We start from the raw sequence: 24,262 nt of genomic DNA, 5'->3' as shown, positions 1-24,262 counted from the left end.
ACCACCGCGTCCTTGCGCGCCATCACCCGCGCGAAGTCCACGCGCAAGCGGGTGCTCGTGAAGCCGAACTCCTCGCCGCGCCGCGCCAGGTGGATGGCGCGCGCGCTGGCCACCAGCGTCTTGGTGGGGATGCAGCCGTTGTTCACGCAGGTGCCGCCGAAGTCGGCGCGCTCGATGACGGCGGTGCGCAGGCCCTCGCGGCTGCAGCGCTCGGCAATAGCCGGGCCGGCCTGGCCGGCGCCAACGACGATCGCATCGAAGGTCTCGATGGACATGGGCATCTCCTCGACAGTGGACCGATCCGGGCCAACAGCAATCGTCGCACCCGCCCCGATCGGGCGGGTCGTGATTTAGTGCCTTGACAATAATTGCCTAGGCATTTAAATTCTTTCCCATCATGAAAAACGAACCCCCGGTTTTCTATCACCCGGACACCCTCAAGCCCGATGAGTCCATCGGCCGCCTCATGCGCGAAATCATGTCCGCCATGGCCGGCCAGGTGGACCGCGAACTGGCGCCCCTGGGCCTGACCGAGGCGCAGTGGATGCCGCTGCTCAAGCTGCACCTGAATCTGGCGAGCACCTCCACCGAGCTGGCGCGCGAGTGCCGCACCGACGCTGGGGCCACCACCCGCATGATCGACCGGCTGGAGGAAAAGGGCTTCATCCAGCGCGCGCGCTCCGCGCAGGACCGCCGCGTCGTGAACCTGGAACTCACGCCCGAAGGCCGCGGCACCGCGCAGCACATTCCCGCCGTGCTGTGCAAGGTGCAGAACGAGCTGCTCCAGGACTTCTCGCAGGAGGAGTTCGACACGCTCAAGTCCCTGCTGCGCCGCATGCTCGGCAGCGCAAAAGCCCTGGCCGCCGCCAAGGAGCCGCGCGCATGAACAGCTCATCCTCCCGCGGCCTGTGGCTGCTCGCGCCCGTGGCCGCCGCCCTGTTGGTCGCCGGCTGTGCCAGCACCGAAGGCGTCGCCCCCTCCAACGCCCGGTTGCGCGACGCCGCCTCGCTCGGCCTGAGCGAATCGCAGGCCGCTGCCGAGGTCGCGCCCGTCGAGCCGCAGTGGTGGCGCGCGCTGGGCGATGCCCAGCTCGATCAGCTGGTGGAACAGGCCCTGCAAGGCAGCCCGAACCTGCGCGTGGCGCAGGCGCGCGTGGCCCGCGCCCTGGCCGCCGCCGACGGCGTGGACGCCGCGAGCGGCCCGCAACTCAATGGCCAGTTCGACGCCACGCACCAGCGCTTCACCGGCAAGGGCATGGTCCCCGCGCCGCTGGCCGGCAGCATCCAGGACACCGCCACGCTGCAGCTCAACGGCTCGTGGGAGATCGACTTCTTCGGCCGCCACCGCGCCGCGCTCGACGCCGCCCTGGGCAGCGCCCAGGCCGCGCAGGCCGAGGCCGCCGCCGCGCGCACCCTGCTGGCCACGAACGTGGTGCGCGGCTACGTGCAGCTCGCGCGCCTGCAGGAGCAGCGCGACCTCGCGCAGCGCGCGCTCGATCAGCGCCAGGGCATGCTCGACCTGGTGAACCAGCGCGTGTCCGCCGGCCTGGACGGCGTGCTGGAGCAGCGCCAGAGCGAAGGCGCCGTGCCCGAGGCGCGCCAGCAGATCGAGGCCATCAACGAACAGATCGCGCTCACGCGCCACGCCCTGGCCGCGCTGGTCGGCCAGCCCACGCAAGACCCCGCGCCCCAGGCACCGCGCCTGGCCGGCCTGCGCCCGCTGCCCGAACCCCAGGCCCTGCCCACCGACCTGCTGGGCCGGCGCGCCGACATCGCCGCCGCGCGCTGGCGCGTGGAGGCCTCGCGCGGCGAGGTGGCGAATGCGCGCGCGCAGTTCTATCCCAACCTCAACCTGGTGGCCTACGTGGGCCTGTCCAGCATCGGGCTCGACGAGCTGCTCACCAGCGGCGCGAAGCAGTGGGGCATCGGCCCCGCCGTGCGCCTGCCCATCTTCGACGGCGGGCGCCTGCGCGCCAACCTGAGCGGCAAGAACGCGGACCTGGACGCCGCCGTCGAGAGCTACAACGCCGCCGTGATCGACGCCGTGCACGAGGTGGCCGACCAGCTCGCCTCCGCCCGCTCCGTCGCGCTGCAGCGCGCGCAGCAACAGCAGGCGCTGCAGTCGGCCGAATCGGCCTATGCCATCGCCGAGCAGCGCTACCGCGCGGGCCTGTCCAACCACCTGCAACTGCTCTCCGCCGAAACCGCCGTGCTGGCCCAGCGCCGGCTCGACGTGGACCTGCGCACGCGCGCCCTGCAGGCGCAAGTGAACCTGGCCCAGGCCCTGGGCGGCGGCTGGCGCGACACCGCTGGCGCCACCGACACCCATGCCGCCCATGCGGCGATCCCCACACGCACCGTCGCCGAACGCCCCTGAACCCAACGCCCCCCTCACCATGAGCACCTCCGCCACCCCCGCCCCCCACGGCACCCCCCGCAAAAAAGCCCTGCTCGCCATCGCCTCCCTGGTGGCGCTCGGCGGCCTGGCCTTCGGCGCCTACGAATGGCTGGTCGCCAGCCACTACGAAACCACCGACAACGCCTACGTCCAGGGCGACGTGGTGCAGATCACGCCGCAGATCGGCGGCACGGTGCAGGCCATCCTGGCCGACGAGACCGACTTCGTGAAGGCGGGCCAGCCGCTGGTGCGGCTCGACCCCGCCGACGCCACGCTCGCGCTCGAACAGGCCGAGGCCCAGCTCGCGCAGACCGTGCGCCAGGTGCGCAAGCTCTACGCCGACAACGGTGCGTTCGACGCCCAGGTGGCGGCGCGCCAGGCCGACGTGGCCAAGGCCCGCAACGAGGTCGCGCGCGCCAGCGACGACCTCAACCGCCGCCAGTCGCTGGCGGGCAATGGCGCCGTGTCGAAAGAAGAGCTGCAGCACGCCGAGGCCCAGCTCACCGCCGCGCGCAGCGTGCAGGCGGCCGCCGAGGCCGCGCTGGCCGCGTCGCGCGAGCAGCTCGCCAGCAACCGCGCCATGACCGAGGACACCTCGGTCGAGCAGCACCCGCAGGTGCAGACCGCCGCCACCAAGGTGCGTGAGGCCTGGCTCGCCACGCAGCGCCTCACCCTGCCCGCGCCGGTGGACGGCCACGTCGCCAAGCGCACCGTGCAACTGGGCCAGCGCGTGGCCGCCGGCACGCCGCTGATGGCCGTGGTGCCGCTCAAGCAGGTGTGGGTGGACGCGAACTTCAAGGAAGGGCAACTGCGCCACATCCGCCTGGGCCAGCCCGTCGAACTCACGGCCGACGTCTATGGCAAGGACGTGCGCTACACCGGCCAGGTGGTGGGCCTGGGCGTCGGCACGGGCTCCACCTTCGCGCTGCTGCCGGCGCAGAACGCCACCGGCAACTGGATCAAGGTGGTGCAGCGCGTGCCCGTGCGCATCGCGCTCGACCCCGGTCAGCTCGACGAGCACCCGCTGCGCGTGGGCCTGTCGATGGAAGCCACCGTGAACGTGCGCCAGCAGGACGGCAAGTCCCTGGCCAGCGCGCCCACCGCCGCGCACGCCAGCACGCAGGCCTTCGAACACGTGGGCGCCGACGCCGAGGCCCTGGTCCAGCGCATCATCCAGGCCAACCTCGGCGCCACCCGCGTCGCCCACCGCGCGCTCTGAGCATGGCCGCCACCGCCACCGCCGACGCCGGCGCGCCACCGAAGCCGGCCGCGTCCCCGGGCGCGCACCCGCCGCTGCAAGGCAGCGCGCGCCTGTGGGGCACGCTCGCCATCTCGGCCGCCACCTTCATGAACGTGCTGGACACGTCCATCGCCAACGTGTCCCTGCCCGCCATCGCGGGCGACCTGGGCGTCAGCCCCAACCAGGGCACCTGGGTCATCACCAGCTTCGCGGTGGCCAATGCCATCGCGGTGCCGCTCACGGGCTGGCTCACGCAGCGCCTGGGTCAGGTGCGGCTGATGGTGGGCAGCGTGCTGCTGTTCGTGCTGGCCTCGCTGCTGTGCGGCCTGGCGACGAACATGCCCATGCTCATTGCCTTTCGCGTGCTGCAAGGCTTCGTGGCCGGGCCCATGATCCCGCTGTCGCAAAGCCTGCTGCTGCAGAGCTATCCGCGCGAACAGGCCGGGCGCGCCATGGCCGCCTGGGCCATGACCACGCTGGTGGCGCCGGTGATGGGCCCGCTGCTGGGCGGCTGGATCACCGACAACATCGACTGGCCCTGGATCTTCTACATCAACGTGCCGGTGGGCCTGCTCGCGGCCTTCTTCATCTGGCGCATCTACCACCCGCGCGAAAGCGTGATCCGCAAGCTGCCCATCGACCGCATCGGCCTGGCCCTGCTGATCGTGTGGATCGCGGCGCTGCAGATGGTGCTGGACCTGGGCAAGGAACACGACTGGTTCGCCTCGCCCCTGATCGTGGGCCTGGCCGTCACGGCCATCGTCGGCTTCGCCTTCTTCCTGGCCTGGGAACTCACCGACAAACACCCCGTGGTGGACCTCACGCTGTTCAAGGGGCGCAACTTCTGGGCCGGCACCGTGGGCACTTCCATCGCCTACGGCCTGTTCTTCGGCAACGTGGTGCTGCTGCCCCTGTGGCTGCAGCAGTTCATGGGCTACACCGCCACCGACGCCGGCATGGTCACCGCGCCCGTGGGCCTGCTGGCCATCGTGCTCTCGCCCCTCGTGGGCCGCACGGTGGGCCGGGTGGACCCGCGCCGCTACGTCACCTTCTCCTTCGGCGTGTTCGCGCTGGTGATGCTCATGCGCTCGCACTTCTCCACGCAGGCGGACTTCAACACCATCCTCATCCCCACCATCATCCAGGGCGTGGCGGTGGCCTTCTTCTTCGTTCCGCTCAACACGCTCACGCTCTCGGGCCTGCCGCCCGACCGCATCCCGGCGGCCGCGGGCCTGTCCAACTTCGTTCGCATCACCTTCGGCGCGGTCGGCACCTCGGTCGCCACCACCGTCTGGGAAAGCCGGGCCGCCCTGCACCACGCCCACCTGTCCGAGGCCATCAACAACGGCAGTCCGGCGGCACAGGCCGCGCTGGCCGGCCTGGCGGGCAACGGCATGGGGTCCACGCAATCGCTGGCGGCCATTGACCGTCTGCTGCAGCAACAGGCCTTCACCCTGGCCGCCAACGACATCTTCTGGCTGTCATCGATGCTGTTCCTGGCGCTGATCCCGCTGGTCTGGCTCACGCGCGTGCCCAAGCGGGACGCGGCCTCGCAGGCGGCCGCGGCGGAGGCGGCGGCGGGGGCGCACTAGTCAGGCGGGCGGGTCGGGCAGGGTATGCCCGGCGTCGCGCAGGGCCCTCACCCAGCGGCGGACGCTCGCCATCAGCCTGCGCCGCTGATCCCCATCCAGAGGCATCGTGTCCACCAGCGCCAGAGCGTCGGCCGCGCTCACGTGACCGTGCTCCAGCAGCGCCATGCAGAACTCGCGGTCCTTCTCCCGCGAAGCCACGGCCTTGGACAGGAAGAGATCGACCACCGCCAGGCAGTAACCCACCCGATGGTTGGTGGCGGCGCTCTGCACGCGATGCACCCGACTCATCCAGCCGGCGGGCAGGACCGCTGTCTCCGGACCCACGCCTTGTGCGTAATAGCCGTTCATTTCATGGAAGCGCGAGCCTTCGCCCAGCACGCCTTCGATCCGCTCGGCAAGTTCGGGTGCATTCAGCGGATAGATGTCCGCCTCTGCCGACATGGTGAAGACCGCTTCCGGGTGGGGGACCGGACCCAGGATCGACTGGCTGCCGACGATGATGAACTCGTACTGGTCCGTCACGTCGCCGCTGGCGCGGATGATGTGTTCGAGTTCGTCACGGGTCATGGCGCTTGCTCTCCGGTGTCACCCAGCACGATGCCCTTCCTGAGAGCGCTCACCTGGTCGAGGATGCCTTGGCGGACATCGTCCGGCAACACAGTAACCAAAGGCGAGGCCTGGCGAAGTTCCTGTGCCCGCCGGGTCCGGCCGAGCACCTTTCGCCACTTGCCATGGGCCAGGATGTCATCCCACTCTCGCCACAGACTGGTGGAGCGCGATTGCCCCGCACTCAGCCAGCGCGCCAGTGTGTCCCGTGCCCGTCGCAGCAAGGCCTCATCCGTGCGAACGAGCCGCACGGCTTCCTCATGCAACGCCAAGCTTTGAAGGTCCTGAACGCGGTGGCGGGACTCGTCGGCTGAGACCAACAGCTGCACGACAGGCCGCCCCCGGCGAGACCGGGCGGCGGCGGACCCCGCGGGCGCGGGTTGCAAGGTGTCGCCAGCCAGCAGCGCCAGTTCACCGCTCACACCCAACACGGACATGACCCGCAGATAGGTCCCGATCGACGGCCCAGGGTCGCCGGCCTCGACGGCGGCCAGCGTAGTCCGGGACATGTCGGCGCGCCGCGCCATCTCCACCGTGCCCAGGCCTTGCGCCTTGCGCAGGCGCTTGAGCCTGTCGCCGAGTTGCAGAAGCAACTGGCGCTCGAGGACAGGGGCGGAATCGGGCAAGTTCATTTGCCCATAATTCTAGACAAGCTTGATATTTTTGACCAGAAATTTAGACATATCGCATGGATGAAATCGGGCCCACCGCTCATTCATCCAGCTGGAACCCGAACACCCGGCTCACCTCGCGCCAGCCCGCCAGCTCCTCGCCGATGCGGCGCGCCAGGCGCGGGCCGTCGGTGCCCGCCGGCTCCAACGCCAGCTTCTGCAGCGCCTCGAGCACCGCCGGCGTTTTGAGCGCGTCCCGCACCCCGGCCGCCATGCGCTGCACCAGCGGGGCTGGCGTGTCGGGCCGGGCGAACATTCCCATCCATTCCGAGCCCACCACCGTGGGATGCCCCTGTTCCACGAAGGTGGGCACCTGGGGAAGGAAAGCGCTGCGCTGGCGCGCGGTGACACCCAGCACCCGCAGCTTGCCCGAGGGCAGGTGCGGCAGCATCTCCGTCAGCGGGTTCACCACCGCCGGGATCTGCCCGCCCAGCAGGTCGTTGATGGCCGGCGCCGAGCCCCGGTACGGCACGTACTGCGGCGAGAACCCACCCGATTTGCCGATCAGGAACGCCAGGAAATGCGTGATGTTGCCGGCGGCGGGCGTGCCGATGACACCGTGGGTGGCCGCGCCCGACTTCACCCAGGCGAGGTAGGACGGCACGTCCACCACCGAGGCCGGCGCGCCCGGGCCCACCGCCAGGGCCAGCGGCACGTCGGCGATCTGCGCCACCGGCAGCAGGTCGCGCTGCGGCTCGTAGTTCAGCTTCTTGTAGACGTGCGGGTAGATCACCAGCATCGAACCGGGCGTGATGAGCCACTGCTCCCCATCGGCCGGGGCGCGTCGCAGCGCGTCGATGGCGATGCGCCCGCCCGCGCCCGGCCGGTTGTCCACGATCACCGTGTCCGCCACCACCGCGCGCAGCGAATCGGCCAGGCGGCGGGCCACCGCGTCGATCGAGCCGCCCGCGGGAAAGCCCACCACCAGTTTCGCCACACCCGGCGGCTTCTGTTGCGCCAGGGCCGGCCAGGCGGCCACCAGGCCCGCGCCGGCCGCACCGCGCAGCCAGGCGCGTCGTCCACACATGTCCATGTCTTGTCTCCTCGTTCCTTGTCAGAAGCTGTGCCGCAGGCCCAGCATCACGCCGGTCTGCCCGCGTCCCGCCACCGGCGCCACCGACGCGGCCTCGCCGGCCGTCACCGAGTACGCGGCGTTGCCGCCGTTGCTCACGCGCCCCAGCAGCGCATAGGCCGATGTGCGGCGGCTGAAGGCGTAGTTGCCACGCACCACCAGGGCACGGGCGTTCGCGTCGGGGCGCTCGTCGCGCAAGGCGATCAGTTGCGCGTCCACGCTGAAGGCGCCCGCCACGGGTGTGCTCAGGCCCAGGTAGTACAGGTCCGTGGACAGCGGCGCGGGGTTCGCCTTCAACTCGCGCCGCACCAGGCCCGCGCCCAGCTTCAGCGTGCCGAAGCGAAGGTAGCCGTTGAGGTGCGTGCGCGCATCGGTGTTGCCCGCCGCGGGCAGTGTGCCGGGTGGCTGGCCGAAGAAGCCGCCCGTGGCGCCGCCCTCCAGCTTGTCGTGCGCCAGTGCCACGCCCCAGGTGGGCGCGTCGTACTTCGCCAGCAAGGACCAGGCGCGGCATTCGCCCGCGGCGTTCTCGCCGCCGCAGTTGGCGGGCGGCGCGCCGTCGCGGCCCAGTGAGTAGGTGGCCCCCAGCGTGACGCCATTGAACGTGCCCCGGTAGGACACCGAGTTGTCCGTGCGCGCATTGGGCAGGTAGGGGTCGAAGGCCGCGAGGCCGAAGACGGAGGGGCCGATCACGTCCGCGTCCAGCATCGAGAAGAACGTCATCGTCCAGTGCCGGCCCAGCGTGAGCGTGCCCCAGCCGCCCGACAGGCCGACGAAGGCTTGGCGGCCGAAGCCGCGACCGCCCTGCAACAGGTTGCCGGTGTCCACACCAAAGCCCGACTCCAGCGTGAACACCGCGCGCTGGCCGCCGCCCAGGTCCTCGTTGCCCCGCAGGCCCCAGCGCGAGGGCAGTTGCCCACCGCTGAGCCCGGGCATGCGCGTGACCGAGCGCCCGGCGGCGCCCACGTTGTTCACGCGCTCCACACCGGCATCGACGATGCCGTAGAGCTGCACGCCCGGCGGCGCGGGCGCCTGCGCCTGTGCGCCGCTCGCGATCACCGCCAGGGCGGCCGACGCGCTCCAAGTTCTTTTCATCCTTTGTCTCCTCGTGGGTGTGGGTCAGGGGAAATCGCCACTCGTTCGGCTACAGGTCCAGCACCAGGTGCGGGGTGCGCGCGCGCGACACGCACGGCGCCATGCAGTCGCCGCGCGCTTTCTCTTCATCGGTCAGGAACAGGTCGTGGTGGTCCGGCGTGCCGTCGAGCACGCGCGTGACGCAGGTGCCGCAAACGCCTTGTTCGCAGGACGTGTCGATGGACACCCCCGCACCGCGCAGCGCATCGACGATGGTGGTGCCCGGCGGCACCGAGAGCACCTGCCCGCTGCGGGCCAGCGTCACCTGGATCGCGTCCGTGGCGGCCGACACGGGCGGCGGATCGGCGCTGAAGTACTCCAGGTGCACGCGCTGCTTCGGCCAACCGCGCTCGGCCGCCACCGCGCACACCCGGTCCATGAAACCGCGCGGTCCGCACAGGTAGAGCTCCGCCCCCTCGCGTGGCCGCGACAGCGCCTCGCGCAGACTGGCTTCGGTCTCGCCATGGCCCTGGCCCAGGTGCAGCGTGGTCTTCTCGCGAAAGCCCGGCGAGCCCAGAAGGTCCAGAAAGGCAGCCTGCGCGGCCGAGCGCGCGAAGTAGTGCAGGTGGAACGAGCGGCCGCGCCGCTGCAGCGCACGCGCCATGCACAGCAAGGGCGTGATGCCGATGCCGCCGGCCACCAGCACCGAGTGCGCGGCGTCCAGGTCGATCGGGAAATGGTTGCGCGGTGCGGAGATGGCCAGCGCCGTGCCCACGCGCAGGCGCTCGTGCACCGCGCGGGAGCCGCCCCGCGACTGCGCCTCGCGCTTCACGGCGATCGTGTACGCGCGCTCCTCCTCCACCGCGCCGCACAGCGAGTACTGGCGCACCAGCCCGGGCGCCAGATGCAGGTCGATGTGCGCACCGGGCGTGAAAGGCGGCAAGGGAGCGTCGTCGGGTCGAGCAAAGCGCACCTGCAGCACGTCATCGGCCACCGGCACGGCCGCGCGCACCACGACCTCAATCGTGGCCGATGTCATGTCCGCTCCTGCACCGCGAACAGCGAGGCATCGGCCGCGTAAGCCGCGCAGTACCGCTCCTTGGACTCGCTCACGCCCATTTCTCCCGTGACCACCACCATGTCGCGGAAATCGTTCTGCGCGGGCTCGCGCACCACGCCGCGCGGGTCGCGCCCGGCCAGCAACTCGTCCACCGCCTCGTCGAGCATGCGGCGCGCGCGCACGATGGCGATGTCGCTGGAGGACAGGTGCTCGTTGGCCTGCTGGTGCACCACGCCCTGCGCCTGCGTGATCACGATGTCGTGCACCGAGAAGCACTCGCCCAGGCCGGCATAGGCCTGCCCCTTCATCGATTCGCGGTCCTGCGAATACAGCTGCTCCTGGCGGCGCCACAGGCGGTCGCCCTCGGCCTTCTCGGTGCCGTACTGGCGCTCCAGCGCGCCCTTGTCGAGCTGGCCGCTGCGGTGAAAGATGAATTCCCAGCGGTAGTGGTGCTCGTCGTCGATGGGCACGTCCCACAGCATGGTCAGGCCGCCTTCGCCCAGGTAGCCCTCGAAGCCACCCACGGCGCAGGCGTTGGGCATCACGAAGTTGGTGATGCGCACGGAACAGCGGTCGCTGTCGGCGATGGCGCGGCGGGTGTAGAGCCGAACGCCGAAGCGCGTGTCCTCGATCGACAGCTCCGGGCGCGCCTGGTTGGCGAACACGCCCCAGCGCGCCTGCATCTGCGCATCGGCCAGTTCCAGCTGGTGCAGGAACGAGGTGTGCACCGGATCGATGTTGCCCTCGCTGGCCTGCAGCCAGTTGCAATCGCCCTGCCAGCGCGTCACATAGCAGTGCTGCGGCCCGCCCTGCAAGGCCGGGTAACGCGGAAACAGCGGCGGCTCCCCGGGGCCGAGGTAGGCCCAGAACACGCCCGCCGCTTCGTGCAGCGGATAGGACTTCATGCGGATGCGGTCCTTGGCGATGGGCGAGGCCTCCGCGGGTTGGTCGAGGCAGCGGCCGTGCACGTCGAACAGCCAGCCGTGGTACGGGCAGCGCAGGCCGCCGTCCTCCACGCGGCCCAGCGCCAGGTCGGTGCAGCGGTGCGCGCAGCGGCGGTCGATCAGGCCGACCCGGTCCTGGTCGTCTCGGAACAGCACCAGGTCCTCGCTGAGCAGCCGTACGGGCTGCGGCGCGGCGCCGGGCGGCAGGGAATCGATCAGGGCAACGGGCTGCCAGTAGCGGCGCAGCAGCTCACCGGCCGGCGTGCCGGGGCCGGTCTGCGTGAGGTACTGGTAACGGTCGGGTCCGCGCGGCTTCGCGCGCACGGTCACGGGGGCGGTCATGTCGTTCATGGTCAAGTCTGGTACAAACAAAACTGATAACAGCTTCATTGTTTGTTTGAACCGCATACGGCCTGAAGAGGACTTTCACGCAGGTCAGCTTTAAGATGAATGCATAGCTCGCACCCCGCCCGACTGCGTTGAACCGCCATGGACATCAAGCAACTGAACAACTTCTGCAAGGTCGCCGAACTCGGCAGCCTCACGGCGGCCGCGCGCACCCTCAAGCTCACGCAGGCCGCGCTCAGCCGGCAACTCGCCCTGCTGGAGGCGGAGCTGGAGGTGGAGCTGTTCCGCCGCACGGGCCGGGGCCTGGTCCCCACGCCCGCCGGCCAGCGACTGCTGGAGCAGGCGCACCTCGTGCTCCAGCAGGTGGCGCTCATCCCGCGTGCCGTGCGCGGCGTGGGTGACGCGGTGCGCGGCCACCTCGCGCTGGGCCTGCCGCCCAGCCTGGCGCGGACCATCGTGGTGCCGCTGGTGGAAGCCTTCCAGGCGCACATCCCGGAGGCGGTGATGCGGTCGGTGGACGGGCTGTCGGCCAACCTCGTCGAGCTGGTGGCCGGCGGCAAACTCGACTGCGCCATCGTCTACAGCGTCGCGCCCACCGACAAGGTCGTGCTCACCCCGCTGGCCGACGAAAGCCTGTACCTGGTCTCAGGTCCCGCCGGAGGACCGCCCCTGGGCAGCTCGGTGCCCTTGGCGGAAGTGGCCGATCTGCCCCTCATCACCGCGGGGCAGGACAACGCCGTGCACCAGACCTTGTGCATGGGCCTGGCGCGGCTGGGCCGCAAACCCTGCGTGGCGCACGAGATCGCCAACCTCAACGCCATCCTCGACCTCGTGCGCAACGGACACGGCTACTCGGTCATTCCCCTGAGCGGCGTGCACTCCTGCATCGACGACGGCCTGCTGCGGCTGCACCGCATCCGCCGGCCGGCCCTGCAGATTCCCCTGTTCATCGCGCAGCCCACGCGCGCGGAGGATCCGCTGACGGTGAGCGAACTGAACTTGTTGCGCAACGTGGTGCTGGAGCAGCTCAACCGCTTCGACGAGGACGTGGAAGGAGCGGTCGCCGCCCACCGGTGAGGGCACCGCCCCGCTACCCGGCGGCAGACGCGCGCAGGGACTTGGCCGCCGAAGCGCTTGCTGCCATCATTCGCGCCGCCGGCGCGCCCGCGCCGCCAGGAGCCCCCATGAGCGCAGCGCACATTCGCCAATCCGTGGAGCAGCTCGCGAAGCACTTCGCGGCCCACCCGCAGGACGCCATCTCGCGGGACAAGCCGGCCGTGGCCACCGTGGAGTCGGGCCTGCGCTGCAAGGCCGTGGGGCCCAAGGGCGAGGTGCTGATCACCGACATGCCGGCGGCCATCGGTGGCGGCGGCAGCGCGCCCACGGCGGGCTGGTACCTGCGCGCCGCGCTGGCCAACTGCGACGCCACCATGATCGCCATGCGCGCGGCGCAGCTCGGCATCGAACTCAGCCAACTGGAAGTGACGGTGGACAGCCGCTCGGACAACCGCGGCCTGCTGGGTGACGTCGATGGCGCACCCGCCGGACCGCTCGAGCTGTCGCTCACCGTGCGCATCGCAGCGCCCGGGGTGCCGGAAGCAACGCTGCACGAACTGGTGCACTGGGCCGAGGCCCACTCGCCCGTGGGCGATGCCCTGCGCCGGTCCCTGGCCGTGCAGGCCGACATCCGCATCGGCTAGGGGCCCAGGCGCGCGGCCCCCACGCGCTGGCGCCTCAGCGCCGCTCAGCCCCCGGCTGCAACGCGTCCGCGTGCAGCGCCTCGTTCAACTGGTCCACCACCAGCGCCCAGGGCGCATCGGCCTTGATCTGCTCGGCCAGGAACTCGCTCTGGGCCGCGTTCCAGAACGGCGCATCGCAGATGTGCACGTCGGCCGCGATCTGGTGCGTCTGGATGAAGCGCGCGATGTCCTGCTCGCCGGCATCGAGGCCCAGTTGCAGGAACAGGTTGGTCATTCGGGGGGTGGTCTCGTCCATCGCGGCGATCTCCTGAGCGTTTTGAATGGGCCGATTGTCGGCGACCGTTCGGCGGCTGGCGTGTAGGCCAAGGCCGCGTCATGGGCACTCGACACCCGCTCGCCGCCGGCTCCAGCGGTATGGTCCTGCCGATCACGGCTTGACCGCTCACCGCCCATGCCACGCACGCTCTTCACCTCACCGCCCTCGCCCTGGCCCAGCCTCGCCGTCTGGCTGCTGCTCTGCTTTGCCGCCGCCGCCATCGGGGCCGTCGCCTCCACCAATGCGCCGGACTTCTATGCCCAGCTGAACCGCCCGGCCTGGGCGCCGCCGGCCTGGCTCTTCGGCCCGGTGTGGACGGTCCTGTATGCACTGATCGCCCTGTCGGCCTGGATGGTCTGGCGCGAGGTGCGACTCGAACAAGGCTTCGCGGTGTATGTGCTGTTTGGCGCCCAACTCGCCGCCAACGCGCTGTGGACCTGGCTCTTCTTCGCGTGGCGACAAGGCCAGTGGGCCTTCGTCGAGATCCTGGTCCTCATCGCGCTGATCGTGGCGACGATGAAGGTCTTCTGGCGCATCAGGCCACCCGCGGCCGCGCTGCTCGTGCCCTACCTGGCCTGGGTCTGTTTCGCCGCCGCGCTCACCTTCGCCGTCTGGCAGCGCAACCCCGGCCTGCTGTAGCGGCGCAGGGCCGCGCCCCGTTCACCGCAAGGGAATCGGCGTGGCGCGGTCCACCGCCACCACCGCCACCGAGTTCTGCGGCGAGCCCTCGATCAATCGGTCGGAGTAGGTCAGGTACACCAGCGAATGCCGCTTCGCGTCGACCATGCGCACGATGCGCAGGCGCTTGAAGACCAGGCTGATGCGTTCGTTGAACACCTCTTCCTGCGCCTTGATGGGCTGTGGGATGCGGATCGGCCCGGTCTGGCGGCAGGCGATGGACGCCTCGGCCTTGTCTTCCGCCAGCCCGAGCGCGCCGCTGATGCCGCCCGTGCGGGCGCGCGACATGTAGCAGGTGACGCCCTGCACGCCCGGGTCGTCGTGCGCCTCCACCACGATCTTGTGGTCGGGGCCGATGAACTTGAACACGGTGTCGACGGAGCCGATTTCCTCGGCTTGAGTGGCGGTGGCGGCGAGCAGCAGCAGGGGAACGAGCAGGCGGCGCATGGCGAAGGCTTTCGGCAAGGGAAGGACGGGGCGATGGCGCTCGGCCTTGCACTGCAGGCGCCATCGCCGACAGCGCATCATGCCCCACGTGCCGTCACCAGCGATCCGGCGCCTCAGGGCACGGCGTCGTAGTGGAACACCTTGCTGACGATGCGCCAGGCGCCGTCGAGCTTCACCAGGGTCAGGAAATCCATGAAGGCTTTGGGTGGGATGGCGCATTCCACCTTGGCGAACGCGGTCACCGGGCCCGCGAATTCGATGGAGAGAATGCGGTCGCTGCGCGCATGGCCCTGGCTCGCCGGTGAGGGGCGTTGCGCCACGCGCGGGAAGTAGCTCGCCATGTCCAGGTGCAGCAGGCTGCCGTCCGTGGCGCTGAAGTAGTGCGCCTCGGGATGGAAAACCTGCTCCAGCAGCGCCACGTCGCTGTGGTGCAGGCCGTCGAAGTAGCGGCCCAGCACCTGCGCCACGGCCTCGCTCTCGCGGGCGAAGTCCGCCGCGGCGCTCACCGGGTGCCCCGCTGCCGGTATTGCAGCGCGGGCAGACCGCCCACGCCCCAGTTGTCGAGATCGATCTCGTCGATCACCACGTGCGTGAGCGCCGGGTCCTTGTCGAGCACGCGCTGCAGCAGGTCGGTCACGCCGGCGATGAGTTCGGCCTTCTGTTGCGCGCTCACGTTCTCGCGCGTCACCTGGATGTTCACGTAGGGCATGGCGGCTCCTCAGTGCAGGCGCTGCACGACCTCGCGGATGCGCTCGCCGAACAGGCGCGCGGTGCGCAGGTCGCCCGCCACCAGTTCGTCGGCCGACGCGTCCGAGGGCGTGGCGGCCATGAGCCCGCTGAACGAGGCCAGGTAGTTCACGTCGTCGCGCACCGAGGCCTTGGCGTTGGCCGGCAGCATGCCCGTGCCCACCCACAGCATGCCGTGCTGCTGCGTGAAGGTGAACAGCGAATTCAGCGTGGCCAGCTTGTCGCCGTTGATGCCGGCGGAGTTGGTGAAGCCCGCGGCCAGCTTGTTCTTCCACTGCTGGTTCATCCACACGCCGGTGGTGGTGTCCTGGAAGCGCTTGAACTGCCAGCTCACGTTGCCCATGTAGGTGGGCGTGCCGAAGACGATGGCGTCGGACGCGGCCAGGCGGGCCCAGTCCTGCTCGCTGACGCGGCCTTCCTGATCGATCTCGATCAGGTCCGCGCCGCTGCCTTGCGCCACGGCCTGCGCGACCTGGCGGGTGTGGCCGTAGCCACTGTGGAAAACGATGCTGATGCGGGAAGTCATGGTGTGCCTCGTGCCGTGAAAGGGCGGTTGAAAAACGATGTGGTGATGGTATTCATCGCCCCCCCGTTGATAAACACATAGACTTGAACTTCATTCATTACACGGGGTAATTCATGGCCCGCGAATTCGGCGTCACCTCCCTGGGCAGCATCGAACTCTTCTGCCTGGCGGCCGACCTGGAAAGCTTCACCGCCGCCGCGCGGCAGGCCGCGCTCACGCCGGCCGCCGTGAGCCGCGCCATCGGCCGCCTGGAAGAACGCCTGCAGGTGCGCCTGTTCGTGCGCACCACGCGGCGCATCCGCCTCACCGACGAAGGGCGCGCCTACCACCAGCAGTGCAAGCAGGCCCTGGGGCAACTGGCGGAAGCCGAGCGCCAGCTCAGCGGGCACCAGGCGCAGCCGGCGGGCGTGGTGCGCATCAGCGCGCCCACCTCGTTCGGGCACCACCGGCTGCTGCCGCTGCTGCCGGCGTTTCGCGCGCGCCACCCCCAGGTGGAGGTGGACGTGCAACTGAGCAACCGCAACATCGACTTCACCGCCGATGGCTTCGACCTGGCGGTGCGCGGGCGCGTGCAGGCCGACTCGGGGCTCATCGCGCGCCCGCTGATGGACGCCGAGCTGGTGGTGGTGGCAACCAAGGCCTACCTGCGCCAGCGCGGCACGCCGAAGTCGGTGGAGGACCTGCCGGCGCACGACTGCATCCAGTTCGTGCTGCCGCGAACCGGGCAGCGGGTGCCCTGGCGCCTGCGCGTGGGCGGTGAGGAGCGCGACGTGCCCACGCAGGGCGGCTGCTGCGTGTCGGAGGACATCGTGGGCGTGGCCACGCTGGCGCGTGCGGGCGCGGGCCTCGCGCAGATCTACCGCTTCATGGTCGAGAAGGACCTGGACAGCGGCGCCCTGGTGGAGGTGCTGCGGCCCCTGGGCGGCGCCTCGCGGCCCTTCTCGCTCATCTACCCCGCCAACCGGCACATGCCCTTGCGGGTGCGTGCCCTGGCGGATTTCCTGGTGGCGAGCCAGAAGCCCCGGCGCGGCGCGCGCGCCTGAGGCATCGGCTTCAGAGGTTGCCCTTGTTCCACGGGCCCGTGATGGCCACCGTGATGCCTGGCGTCTGGATGTTGGCGAACAGCACGCGGCCCGTCGGGTCGAAGGCGGCGCCGCAGAACTCCGAGCCGCGGTGGTCGGCCGCGCTCACGGTCTTGCCGGCGTTGGCCACCTGCTGCGCGCTCAGGTTCACGTTGTTCTTGCAGAAGATGTAGGCCTCGCCCGCCGCGTTCAGGCCCAGCAGGCGCGAGCCGGTGCCGTACGCGTCGCTGGAGCCGCCGCCGTCTTCGCACAGCAGCACGCCGCCGCGCGGGCTCACGGTCACGTTGTCGGGGTTGTTGCCCGCCGTCTGGTCGCCGCTCACGAAGACGGCGCGCAGGCGCATGGTGGCCAGCGTCAGCTCCCAGACCGCCCCTTCGCCCCGGCCCACGCGGCCGCTGCCGTCCACGCCCGCCGCCGTGTCCACCATGAACATCTTGCCGGCCGAGTACCAGATGCCTTCGCCCCGGCTCATGCGCGCGCAGCCCTGCGTCAGCGCCTGGTGGGTGGGGCCGGCCGCGAAGCCCAGGCTCACGCCACCGGGCTGGCCCACCACCACCACGGGGTCGGCGTCCGGGTCGGCGATGTTGACCCACTCGAGTTCGTACTCGTCGCCGATGTCGGGGTTGAGCAGGCCCTGGTCATTGGCCTGCGCCAGCGTGGACGGGCGGGCCTGGCGCACCAGCGCCTTGATGCGCGCGGCCTGCAGCGTGCCGCCGTTGTGCAGGCTGCCCACCGCCCCGGAAGTGTTGTGGGGCACGTAGCGGAAGAAGGCCGAGATGTTGCGGTTGTCCTCGGTCTCGTAGACGAATCCGGTGGCGGGGTCGACGGCCACCGCCTCGTGCACGAAGCGGCCCATGCCGACGATGGGCTCGGCGATGCTGGCCGTGGGGTCGGCCGCCACCTCGAACACGTAGCCGTGCTTGCTGCCGCCGATGGTGGAGAAGTCGTAGATGGTCTCTTCACAGGTGAGCCAGCTGCCCCAGGGCGTGGGGCCGCCCGCGCAATTGCCCAGCGTGCCGCCGATGGAGCCCATCGAGCCGGCCCACTGGTTGTCGCGCCACACGAGGTTGCTGGTGCCACCGGCGGGGTAGCCCACGAAGGGCGCGGGCGCGGGGGCGGCCGGGTCGGTCACGGTGCCGCCCGCGCCGATGCGGATGGGCACGCTGCCGTAGAACACGGTGATCACGCCATTGACCATCGTCGTGGCGTAGCGCTGCGGCGCCTGGATGGCCTCACCCGGCGTGGCCACCAGGCCGCGCTCGTGGTTGCGCACCAGCACCAGCTCGCTGCCGCGGCCCACGCGGCGCGACAGCACCGCGGCCATGCCGTCGTGGCTGCCGGGCGTGGGGGCGCCATCGTCCATCGCGTCGCCCGTCCAGCCGAAGCTGCGGTAGCTGAACCCGGGCGGCAGTTGCAGCAGCGGCAGGCCGGTGGCCAGGTCGTTCACGGGCGCGATGGGGCCATAAGGCGAGGCGGCGGAGACGGTCTGCTTGCCGGTGGCGGCCAGGGCGTTTTGCGCGTAGAGCGCGCCCATCACGCCGGTGAAGCGGGCGGCGGCCAGCGCGCCGGAGCCTTGCAGCAGGCGGCGGCGGGCGGGCGAGAACGAATCGGAAGGCATGGGTGGATTCCTCGTGGGGTGGGGTGTTGTCCCACGGATCCTGCGCGCGCGCCATTGCGGTTCGGCGCAGCGCGGGGCCACGGGGAATGAACCGTTTGGCGCAGGGGCCCCTGCGGGCAAGCGGGCACGGTCTTGTCCTACAGCGCGGCCGTCCCCGGGCCCCCAGGATGGATTCTTGCCGGGCTGCGGCCCGACCCCGACGAAAGGAGCAGCCAATGAAGACCACATGGGCTCTGGTGGCCGACGAAGCCATCGCCCGCATCCTCGAAAAGCCCTCCGGTGCCGACCTGGCGCCCGTGGAAGAACTGACCGACCCCGACGCCCACGCCCGCGAGGGCGAAATGCACAAGGGCCCGCACGGGCGCCGCGCTGGGGGTGGCAACGGCGGCATGCCGCAGGCCACGGTCTCCGCCGGGGATTCCGAGCGCCACCAGCACGCGCAGCTCTTCGCGGAGCGCATCGCGCAGCGGCTGGTGGAGCTGCGCCGCGAAGGGCGCTACGACGCCCTGCACCTGGTGGCGGCGCCGCGCCTGCTGGGCTACCTGCGCAAGGCCCTGCACGACGAAGTGGCCAGCACGGTGGTGAGCACGCTCGACAAGAATCTGGTGCAGGAGAGCAACGCCGACCTGACGCGGCGCCTGTTCCCCCTGCACCGGACCACGGCCTGAGGGGAACAGCCATGCGAGCCAAGGTCCTCAACGACACCCCCGAACGCACCATCGCCCTGATCCTGGATCGCGGCGACGAGGTGATGTCCACGCTGCAGCGCTTCGCGAAAGAACACAGCCTCACCGCCAGCCGGGTCACGGCCATCGGCGCCTTCGAGTCCGCGACGCTGGGCTACTTCAACTGGGACAGCAAGCAGTACGAGCGCATCCCCATCGACGAGCAGGTGGAAGTGCTCTCGCTGGTGGGCGACATCGCGCTCGACGGCGATGAGCCCAAGGTGCACGCGCACGTGGTGCTGGGCAAGCGCAACGGCCAGGCCATCGGCGGCCACCTGCTGGAGGCGCGCGTGCGGCCCACGCTGGAGCTCATGCTGGTGGAGTCGCCCGCTCACCTGCGGCGGGTGTGCGACCCGGTGAGCGGCATTCCGCTCATTCGCATCGGGGCGTGAGGGTGGGCGCGCCCGCCAGCGCCAGCGCGTCCGCGCCGGCCGCGTAGCGCAAGCGCGGCGATTCGTCGTTCGCCGCTTGCCACACCGCCTCGGCCACGTCGAGCTCACTCGTCACCGCCGCCGGCTGCGCGAACGAGGCGAACACCTCGTGGGCATAAGGCGCGTAGGCCTCGGGGATCAGCCCCTGCATGCGCTCGGCGCCATTGGCGGCGAAGCGCGTGCCGGGGCCGTAGCCCGGCTCCACCAGCTTCACGCGCACGCCGAAGGCCTGCAACTCCAGCGCCAGCGATTCGGTGAAGCCTTCGATCGCCGTCTTGCTGGCCGTGTAGGCCGCCACCAGCGGGAAGGGCGCCAGCGTGGCGCTGGAGGTCACGTTGATCAGCAGGCCCGAGCGGCGCGCGCGCCAGGCCGGCAGCACCGCCTGCGCCATGGCCATGCTGCCGAAGGTGTTGGTCTCGAAGATCTCGCGCACCGTGGCCATGGGCGTGGCCTCGAAGGCGCCGAACAGGCCCAGGCCCGCATTGTTCACGAGCACGTCGATGGGGCCGGCCGCCGCCAGCGCGCGGGCGATGCTGTCGGGCTGCGTCACGTCCAGCGGCAGCACGCGCAGCCGGGGCGACAGGGGCAGGAGCCCATCGCGCGGCGTGCGCATGGTGGCCATGACGTTCCAGCCCTTGGCGTGGAAATGGCGCGCGGTTTCCAGGCCGTAGCCCGAGGAGCAGCCGGTGATGAGGATGGTTTTCATGAGAAGTCCTTGGGGTGGTGTTCAGGGGTTGCGTTGAAGGTGCCGCAACGATAGGTCCCATCGACCGGACTATCTACAATCCTGAGTCCGAATCACTTTGGCAAAAGTCCGGACTCGTCCGATCATGGTGGACCCATTGGCCGACGTCATCGCCCTGCTGCGCCCGCGCGCGGTGTATTCCAAGCTCATCAGCGGCGCGGGCGCCTGGGCCGTGCGCTACCCGGCCTTCGGGCAACCCAGCTTCTGCACCATGCTCGAAGGCCACTGCGTGCTGGCGGCGGACGGGCAGCGGCCGCTGTCGCTGGAGGCGGGCGACTTCGTGCTGATGCCCAGCACGCCCGGCTTCACGCTGCGCGGCCTGGAGCCCGCGCCGCCCGTGCACATGGACCCGGCGCGCACCGCCGGGCAACAGCAACAAGGCGAGCTGCGCCACGGCCGCCGCAAGGGCCCGCCCGAGATGCGCATGCTCGGCGGCTACTTCCAGTTCCAGTCGCTGGACGCGGCGCTGCTGGTGTCGCTGCTGCCCACGCTGCTGCACGTGCGCGGCGTCGAGCGCCTGCCGGTGCTGGTGCAACTGGTGCGCGACGAATCCCTGGCCGATCGCGCGGGCCGCCACCTGGTGCTGGCGCGGCTGGTGGAGCTCTTGCTCATCGAGGCCCTGCGCAGCGCCTCGAACGAAGCGGCGCCCCCCGGCCTGCTGCGCGGCCTGGCCGACGAGCGCGTGGCCGTGGGCCTGCGCCGCATGCACGGCGCGCCCGAACGCGCGTGGACGGTGCCGGCCCTGGCGAAGGAGGCCGCGCTGTCGCGCTCCACCTTCTTCGAGCGCTTCACCCGCGCGGTGGGCGTGCCGCCCATGGAGTACCTGCTGGCCTGGCGCATGGCCCTGGCCAAGGACCTGCTCGACCAGGGCGGCCTGCCCATCGGCGCGGTGGCCGAGCGCGTGGGCTATGGCTCGGCCAGCACCTTCAGCACGGCCTTCAGCCGCCACGTGGGGCTGGCGCCCAGCCGCTACGCGCGCGAACGGCTGGGCCAGGCCCAGCCGGCCTGAACGCGCCGCGCACGCAGGGCGTTCACTCGGGCAGCTTCGCGATCACCTTGATCTCGAACTGGAAGCCCGACAGCCAGGTGACGCCGATGGCGGTGGCGGTGGGGTACGGCGCCTGGCCCCAGAACTCCGCCGCCACGGCCCAGGCGCGTTCGAAGTGGGTGTGCGGGTCCACCATGAACACGGTCACGTCGATCACGTCGTCGAAGCTGAGGCCGGCCTCGGCCAGGATGGCGTTGAGGTTGCGAAACGCGAGGCGCACCTGCTCGTCGAGGTCCGGCTCGGGCGAGCCGTCGGGCCGGCTGCCCACCTGGCCTGACACGAACAGCAGGCCGTTGGCGCGGATGGCGGGGGAATAGCGGTGCAGCTCGTACAGGGCGTGGCGGCTGGGCGGGGACACCACGTCGCGGCTGCGCGGGCGGGTTTCGAGGGCGGTGGTGGGGGTGCTCATGGCAGGGTTTCCTTCGGCAAACGGTTGGGGGTGCAGGGAATTTAGGGACGCACGCCCCCCGGATAAACCGGGCAGGCCAACAATCACTGTTTGGCCAATCCAAACAATCCCTGAACCGAGGCGAAGCACCCATGGACCGATTCGATGCGATGCAGGCCTTTGCGCGGGTGGTGGAGGCCGGCAGCTTCACCCGCGCCGCCGAGACGCTGCGCCTGAACAAGACCAGCGTGACGCAACTGGTGCAGCAACTGGAGGCGCACCTGCGCGTGAAGCTGCTGCACCGCACCACCCGCCAGGTGCAGGTGACCGCCGACGGCGCGGCCTACTACGAGCGCGTGCGGCGCCTGCTGGCCGACCTGGACGACGCCGAGACCAGCCTGTCCAGCGCCCAGGCCTCGCCGCGCGGGCGCATCCGCGTGGACGTGCCCACCCCGCTGGCGCGGCTGGTGCTGGTGCCGGCATTGCCGGACTTTCATGCGAAGTACCCGGACATCCAGATCGACATGGGCGCGAGCGACCGCATGGTGGACCTGATCGAGGACCAGGTGGACTGCGTGATCCGCGGTGGCGAGATCACCAACCCCTCGCTGGTGGCGCGGCGCCTGGGCGATCTGTCGATCGCCGCGTACGCGGCGCCGGCCTACCTTCAACGCGCCGGCACGCCGGCGCACCCGCGCGAGCTGGAGCACACGCCGCACCGCACCGTGGGCTACCTGAGCGCGCGCACGGGCAAGGTGCTGTCGCTCACGCTGCACCGCGGCAGCGAGCGCCTGAGCCTGCAAGGCCGCCACGCGCTGGCGGTGGACGACGGCAACGCCTACCTGGCGGCGGGCCTGGCGGGGCTGGGCGTGCTGTGGCTGCCCACCTACATGGCCGAGGCGCACGCCGCGCGCGGCGAGCTGGTGCCGCTGTTCGAGGACTGGCGCTTCGACCCGATGCCGCTGTCCCTGGCGTACCCGCCGAACCGCTACCAGAGCGCGAAGGTGCGGGTGTTCATCGACTGGGCGGTGGAGCTGCTGACGCGGCGCGCGCCGAAGGGCGACGCCAGCGCCCCCTGATTGCCCGCGGAGCGCGCGCCGCCCGCCGGCCTCAGCGCGTGCCCGCGCCCACCAGCATCTCGCACGGCCCCACGAAGCCGGACGGGCTCTCGAAGCGCAGCAGCGCCTGCTCGATCTCCTGCCAGGTGTCGGCGCGCTCGGCCTCACTCAGGCTGGCCATCATCTGGTGCAGCGCCCCGAAGGACTCGCGCTCGAAGCGCACGCACTCGGCGGCCGTGGGCAGTTGCACCGGCGAATCGACGCGGCGCACCTCCACGTCCCGAAAACCCGCCTGCTCCAGCGCCCTCGCGAGCACGCCTTCACCGCCCAGCGAGAACGGCCCGGGCTGGCCCGGCAGCGGCGGCGGCAACTGTGCGCGGCGCCGGATGATGCCGACCGGCACCGAGAAGAAGGGGTTGCGCTCGGCCGTGGAATACACCACCGCCGCGAAGCGCCCACCGGGCCGCAGCGCGTGGCGGATGCCGGCCAGCGCCCGCTGCTGGTCGGGGAAATAGATCAGGCCCACGCGCGACACCGCCGCGTCGAAGGACGCACCCGGCAGGCGGTCGTGGCGCTCGCCGTCGAGCTCCATGGTCTCCACGTTGGACAGGCCGGCCCGATCGGCCGCCGACTTCGCGTGGCGCAGGATCGTGGGCGAGATGTCGGTGGCCAGCACATGGCCCTGCGGGCCCACGCGCTTCGCGGCCACGAGCGTCTGCTCGCCCGCGCCGGCCGCCACGTCGAGCACGCGCGAGCCCGGGCCGACGGCCGCCATGTCCAGCATGGCCTCGGTGGCGGGGCCCAGCCAGCGCGCCAGCAAGGGGCCCCAGCGGTCCCACGCTTCGGCGGCGCTCTCCCATTGCGCGCGCGTGGTCTGGCGGAACTTCTCGGCGTCGAAGACGGCCGGGGTCTCGGGAGAAGAAAGCAGGGTCTCGGTCATGGCGGTGCTCCTTGGGAAGGACCGGTGCGACGTGCACGGTCGGCCCGCAAGTTAGGCCTGGCGCCAGGTGCCCTCAAGTCCAGAATCTGGAGTAGGCAGGCCGCTGGTGCACCGCTAGACTGGCCCGCATGATCGACTACCTGCAGTTCTGCACCGTGGCGCGGGGCGCGGAGGTGCTGGGCGAGTTGTGGACACCGCTCGTGGTGCGCGAGCTGCTGTGCGGCAGCCACCGCTTCAACGACATCCACCGCGGCGTGCCGCGCATGTCGGCCACGCTGTTGACGCAGCGCCTGCGCAAGCTGGAGGAGATCGGCGTCGTCGAGCGGCGCCGCGCCGACAAGGGCTGGGAATACCACCTGACCACCGCCGGCGAAGAACTGCGGCCCATCGTGGTGGGCATCGGCCACTGGGGCGCGCGCTGGATCGGCAGCCGGCTGCGCGCGGAGCAACTGGACGCGGGTTTTCTGATGTGGGACATCCGCCGCTTCGCGCGCCTCGATGCCTTCCCCGCCGACGAGCGCACCGTGGTGCACTTCCAGTTCCGCGACGCGCCCGTGGCCGAGCGGCGGTGGTGGCTGGTGGTGCAGCACCACGAAGCCGACCTGTGCCGCGACGACCCCGGCCACGACGTGAGCGTGCTGGTGGACTCCACGGTGCGCGCGCTCACCGAGATCTGGACCGGCGACAGCGACCCGGAGCAACAGATCCGCGCGGGCGAGCTGCGCGTGCAGGGCGCGGGGCGCAACGGGCAGCGGCTGTGGCAGTGGCTGGGGCGCAGCGTGTTCGCGCCCACGCGCATGGCGCAGCGCTGA

The 24,262-nt window shown here is 70.9% G+C and carries 29 protein-coding genes; 13 read left to right on the top strand and 16 right to left on the bottom strand.

The annotated features are described in order from the left end of the window. Positions 1-275, bottom strand: a 275-nt coding sequence (locus VLG41_RS12165; RefSeq protein WP_325349668.1) for an FAD-dependent oxidoreductase, incomplete at its 3' end; no start/stop codon positions are given. A gap of 122 nt (positions 276-397) precedes the next feature. On the opposite strand from VLG41_RS12165, the gene VLG41_RS12160 reads away from it, so the two are divergent. The 4 genes from VLG41_RS12160 to VLG41_RS12145 are packed head-to-tail and all read left to right on the top strand — an operon-like array spanning position 398 to position 5,229. Further along, positions 398-886: a MarR family transcriptional regulator gene (locus VLG41_RS12160; RefSeq protein WP_325349667.1), complete on the top strand. Its 489-nt coding sequence runs from the start codon at positions 398-400 to the stop codon at positions 884-886. After that, positions 883-2,376, top strand: coding sequence for an efflux transporter outer membrane subunit (locus tag VLG41_RS12155; protein WP_325349666.1), 1,494 nt, complete (start codon positions 883-885; stop codon positions 2,374-2,376). Before VLG41_RS12160 ends, VLG41_RS12155 begins: the two co-directional genes overlap by 4 nt. Positions 2,377-2,395: 19 nt before the next feature. Continuing rightward, positions 2,396-3,616 (top strand): efflux RND transporter periplasmic adaptor subunit, encoded by a 1,221-nt coding sequence (locus tag VLG41_RS12150; RefSeq protein ID WP_325349665.1) that lies wholly within the window; start codon positions 2,396-2,398, stop codon positions 3,614-3,616. Positions 3,617-3,618: 2 nt separating this feature from the next. After that, positions 3,619-5,229 carry a DHA2 family efflux MFS transporter permease subunit gene (locus VLG41_RS12145; RefSeq protein WP_325349664.1) on the top strand — a complete coding sequence of 537 codons (1,611 nt, stop codon included), beginning with the start codon at positions 3,619-3,621 and terminating at the stop codon, positions 5,227-5,229. Here VLG41_RS12145 and VLG41_RS12140 read toward each other — a convergent pair whose 3' ends face one another. The 6 genes from VLG41_RS12140 to VLG41_RS12115 all read right to left on the bottom strand — a co-directional run bounded on the left by VLG41_RS12140 (position 5,230) and on the right by VLG41_RS12115 (position 11,004). Next, positions 5,230-5,796 carry a DUF6036 family nucleotidyltransferase gene (locus VLG41_RS12140; protein WP_325349663.1) on the bottom strand — a complete coding sequence of 189 codons (567 nt, stop codon included), beginning with the start codon at positions 5,794-5,796 and terminating at the stop codon, positions 5,230-5,232. It lies immediately after the preceding gene. Then, entirely contained in the window at positions 5,793-6,467 is a 675-nt protein-coding gene (locus VLG41_RS12135) for a helix-turn-helix transcriptional regulator (RefSeq protein WP_325349662.1), read from the bottom strand. The genes VLG41_RS12140 and VLG41_RS12135 overlap by 4 nt, the downstream gene beginning before the upstream one ends. Before the next feature lie 79 nt (positions 6,468-6,546). Beyond that, a complete protein-coding gene (locus VLG41_RS12130) occupies positions 6,547-7,539 on the bottom strand; it encodes a tripartite tricarboxylate transporter substrate-binding protein (RefSeq protein WP_325349661.1) in 993 nt (330 codons plus the stop codon). A 21-nt stretch (positions 7,540-7,560) separates the two neighbouring features. Beyond that, positions 7,561-8,670: a porin gene (locus VLG41_RS12125; protein WP_325349660.1), complete on the bottom strand. Its 1,110-nt coding sequence runs from the start codon at positions 8,668-8,670 to the stop codon at positions 7,561-7,563. Between the two features lie 49 nt (positions 8,671-8,719). Then, positions 8,720-9,688, bottom strand: coding sequence for a PDR/VanB family oxidoreductase (locus VLG41_RS12120; protein ID WP_325349659.1), 969 nt, complete (start codon positions 9,686-9,688; stop codon positions 8,720-8,722). After that, complete coding sequence (locus tag VLG41_RS12115) at positions 9,685-11,004, bottom strand: Rieske 2Fe-2S domain-containing protein (RefSeq protein WP_325349658.1); 1,320 nt, start codon at positions 11,002-11,004, stop codon at positions 9,685-9,687. Before VLG41_RS12115 ends, VLG41_RS12120 begins: the two co-directional genes overlap by 4 nt. Before the next feature lie 138 nt (positions 11,005-11,142). Here VLG41_RS12115 and VLG41_RS12110 point away from each other — a divergent pair, with 138 nt between their 5' ends. After that, complete coding sequence (locus VLG41_RS12110; protein ID WP_325349657.1) at positions 11,143-12,078, top strand: LysR family transcriptional regulator; 936 nt, start codon at positions 11,143-11,145, stop codon at positions 12,076-12,078. 107 nt (positions 12,079-12,185) lie between these two features. After that, complete coding sequence (locus tag VLG41_RS12105) at positions 12,186-12,701, top strand: OsmC family protein (protein ID WP_325349656.1); 516 nt, start codon at positions 12,186-12,188, stop codon at positions 12,699-12,701. A gap of 34 nt (positions 12,702-12,735) precedes the next feature. Here VLG41_RS12105 and VLG41_RS12100 read toward each other — a convergent pair whose 3' ends face one another. Beyond that, positions 12,736-12,996, bottom strand: a complete 261-nt coding sequence (locus VLG41_RS12100; protein ID WP_325349655.1) for a DUF2789 domain-containing protein — start codon at positions 12,994-12,996, stop codon at positions 12,736-12,738. Positions 12,997-13,152: 156 nt separating this feature from the next. On the opposite strand from VLG41_RS12100, the gene VLG41_RS12095 reads away from it, so the two are divergent. Then, positions 13,153-13,656 (top strand): TspO/MBR family protein, encoded by a 504-nt coding sequence (locus tag VLG41_RS12095; RefSeq protein WP_325349654.1) that lies wholly within the window; start codon positions 13,153-13,155, stop codon positions 13,654-13,656. Between the two features lie 21 nt (positions 13,657-13,677). Here the strand turns inward: VLG41_RS12095 and VLG41_RS12090 are convergent, their stop codons facing one another. The 4 genes from VLG41_RS12090 to VLG41_RS12075 form a co-directional block, all read right to left on the bottom strand. Beyond that, entirely contained in the window at positions 13,678-14,142 is a 465-nt protein-coding gene (locus VLG41_RS12090) for a CreA family protein (RefSeq protein WP_325349669.1), read from the bottom strand. 113 nt (positions 14,143-14,255) lie between these two features. Beyond that, positions 14,256-14,648, bottom strand: coding sequence for a nuclear transport factor 2 family protein (locus VLG41_RS12085; protein ID WP_325349653.1), 393 nt, complete (start codon positions 14,646-14,648; stop codon positions 14,256-14,258). Continuing rightward, positions 14,645-14,851, bottom strand: a complete 207-nt coding sequence (locus VLG41_RS12080; RefSeq protein ID WP_325349652.1) for a 4-oxalocrotonate tautomerase family protein — start codon at positions 14,849-14,851, stop codon at positions 14,645-14,647. Before VLG41_RS12080 ends, VLG41_RS12085 begins: the two co-directional genes overlap by 4 nt. 9 nt (positions 14,852-14,860) lie before the next feature. After that, positions 14,861-15,415, bottom strand: a complete 555-nt coding sequence (locus VLG41_RS12075; protein WP_325349651.1) for a flavodoxin family protein — start codon at positions 15,413-15,415, stop codon at positions 14,861-14,863. 113 nt (positions 15,416-15,528) lie between these two features. Between VLG41_RS12075 and VLG41_RS12070 the strand changes: the two genes are divergently transcribed. Beyond that, on the top strand, positions 15,529-16,458 hold the full coding sequence (locus VLG41_RS12070; protein WP_325349650.1) for a LysR family transcriptional regulator: 930 nt from the start codon (positions 15,529-15,531) through the stop codon (positions 16,456-16,458). A 10-nt stretch (positions 16,459-16,468) separates the two neighbouring features. Here VLG41_RS12070 and VLG41_RS12065 read toward each other — a convergent pair whose 3' ends face one another. Beyond that, on the bottom strand, positions 16,469-18,115 hold the full coding sequence (locus tag VLG41_RS12065; protein ID WP_325349649.1) for a PhoX family protein: 1,647 nt from the start codon (positions 18,113-18,115) through the stop codon (positions 16,469-16,471). Positions 18,116-18,330: 215 nt separating this feature from the next. Here VLG41_RS12065 and VLG41_RS12060 point away from each other — a divergent pair, with 215 nt between their 5' ends. Both VLG41_RS12060 and VLG41_RS12055 read left to right on the top strand, forming a co-directional pair. Beyond that, a complete protein-coding gene (locus tag VLG41_RS12060; RefSeq protein WP_325349648.1) occupies positions 18,331-18,783 on the top strand; it encodes a host attachment protein in 453 nt (150 codons plus the stop codon). A gap of 11 nt (positions 18,784-18,794) precedes the next feature. After that, positions 18,795-19,232: a PPC domain-containing DNA-binding protein gene (locus tag VLG41_RS12055; RefSeq protein ID WP_325349647.1), complete on the top strand. Its 438-nt coding sequence runs from the start codon at positions 18,795-18,797 to the stop codon at positions 19,230-19,232. Here VLG41_RS12055 and VLG41_RS12050 read toward each other — a convergent pair. Continuing rightward, positions 19,213-19,977: an SDR family oxidoreductase gene (locus tag VLG41_RS12050; protein WP_325349646.1), complete on the bottom strand. Its 765-nt coding sequence runs from the start codon at positions 19,975-19,977 to the stop codon at positions 19,213-19,215. The genes VLG41_RS12055 and VLG41_RS12050 overlap by 20 nt on opposite strands. A gap of 124 nt (positions 19,978-20,101) precedes the next feature. Between VLG41_RS12050 and VLG41_RS12045 the strand changes: the two genes are divergently transcribed. Then, entirely contained in the window at positions 20,102-21,025 is a 924-nt protein-coding gene (locus VLG41_RS12045) for an AraC family transcriptional regulator (RefSeq protein WP_325349645.1), read from the top strand. A 22-nt stretch (positions 21,026-21,047) separates the two neighbouring features. Here VLG41_RS12045 and VLG41_RS12040 read toward each other — a convergent pair whose 3' ends face one another. After that, positions 21,048-21,473 (bottom strand): RidA family protein, encoded by a 426-nt coding sequence (locus tag VLG41_RS12040; RefSeq protein ID WP_325349644.1) that lies wholly within the window; start codon positions 21,471-21,473, stop codon positions 21,048-21,050. Positions 21,474-21,604: 131 nt separating this feature from the next. On the opposite strand from VLG41_RS12040, the gene VLG41_RS12035 reads away from it, so the two are divergent. Continuing rightward, complete coding sequence (locus VLG41_RS12035; protein WP_325349643.1) at positions 21,605-22,531, top strand: LysR family transcriptional regulator; 927 nt, start codon at positions 21,605-21,607, stop codon at positions 22,529-22,531. Positions 22,532-22,562: 31 nt separating this feature from the next. Here the strand turns inward: VLG41_RS12035 and VLG41_RS12030 are convergent, their stop codons facing one another. Continuing rightward, positions 22,563-23,450 carry a class I SAM-dependent methyltransferase gene (locus tag VLG41_RS12030; protein WP_325349642.1) on the bottom strand — a complete coding sequence of 296 codons (888 nt, stop codon included), beginning with the start codon at positions 23,448-23,450 and terminating at the stop codon, positions 22,563-22,565. A gap of 128 nt (positions 23,451-23,578) precedes the next feature. Here VLG41_RS12030 and VLG41_RS12025 point away from each other — a divergent pair, with 128 nt between their 5' ends. Then, positions 23,579-24,262 carry a helix-turn-helix domain-containing protein gene (locus tag VLG41_RS12025; RefSeq protein WP_325349641.1) on the top strand — a complete coding sequence of 228 codons (684 nt, stop codon included), beginning with the start codon at positions 23,579-23,581 and terminating at the stop codon, positions 24,260-24,262.

The organism is Hydrogenophaga sp., from assembly GCF_035481345.1.
GTDB lineage: Bacteria > Pseudomonadota > Gammaproteobacteria > Burkholderiales > Burkholderiaceae_C > Hydrogenophaga.
This window is presented reverse-complemented; position numbering and strand designations above follow the sequence as displayed.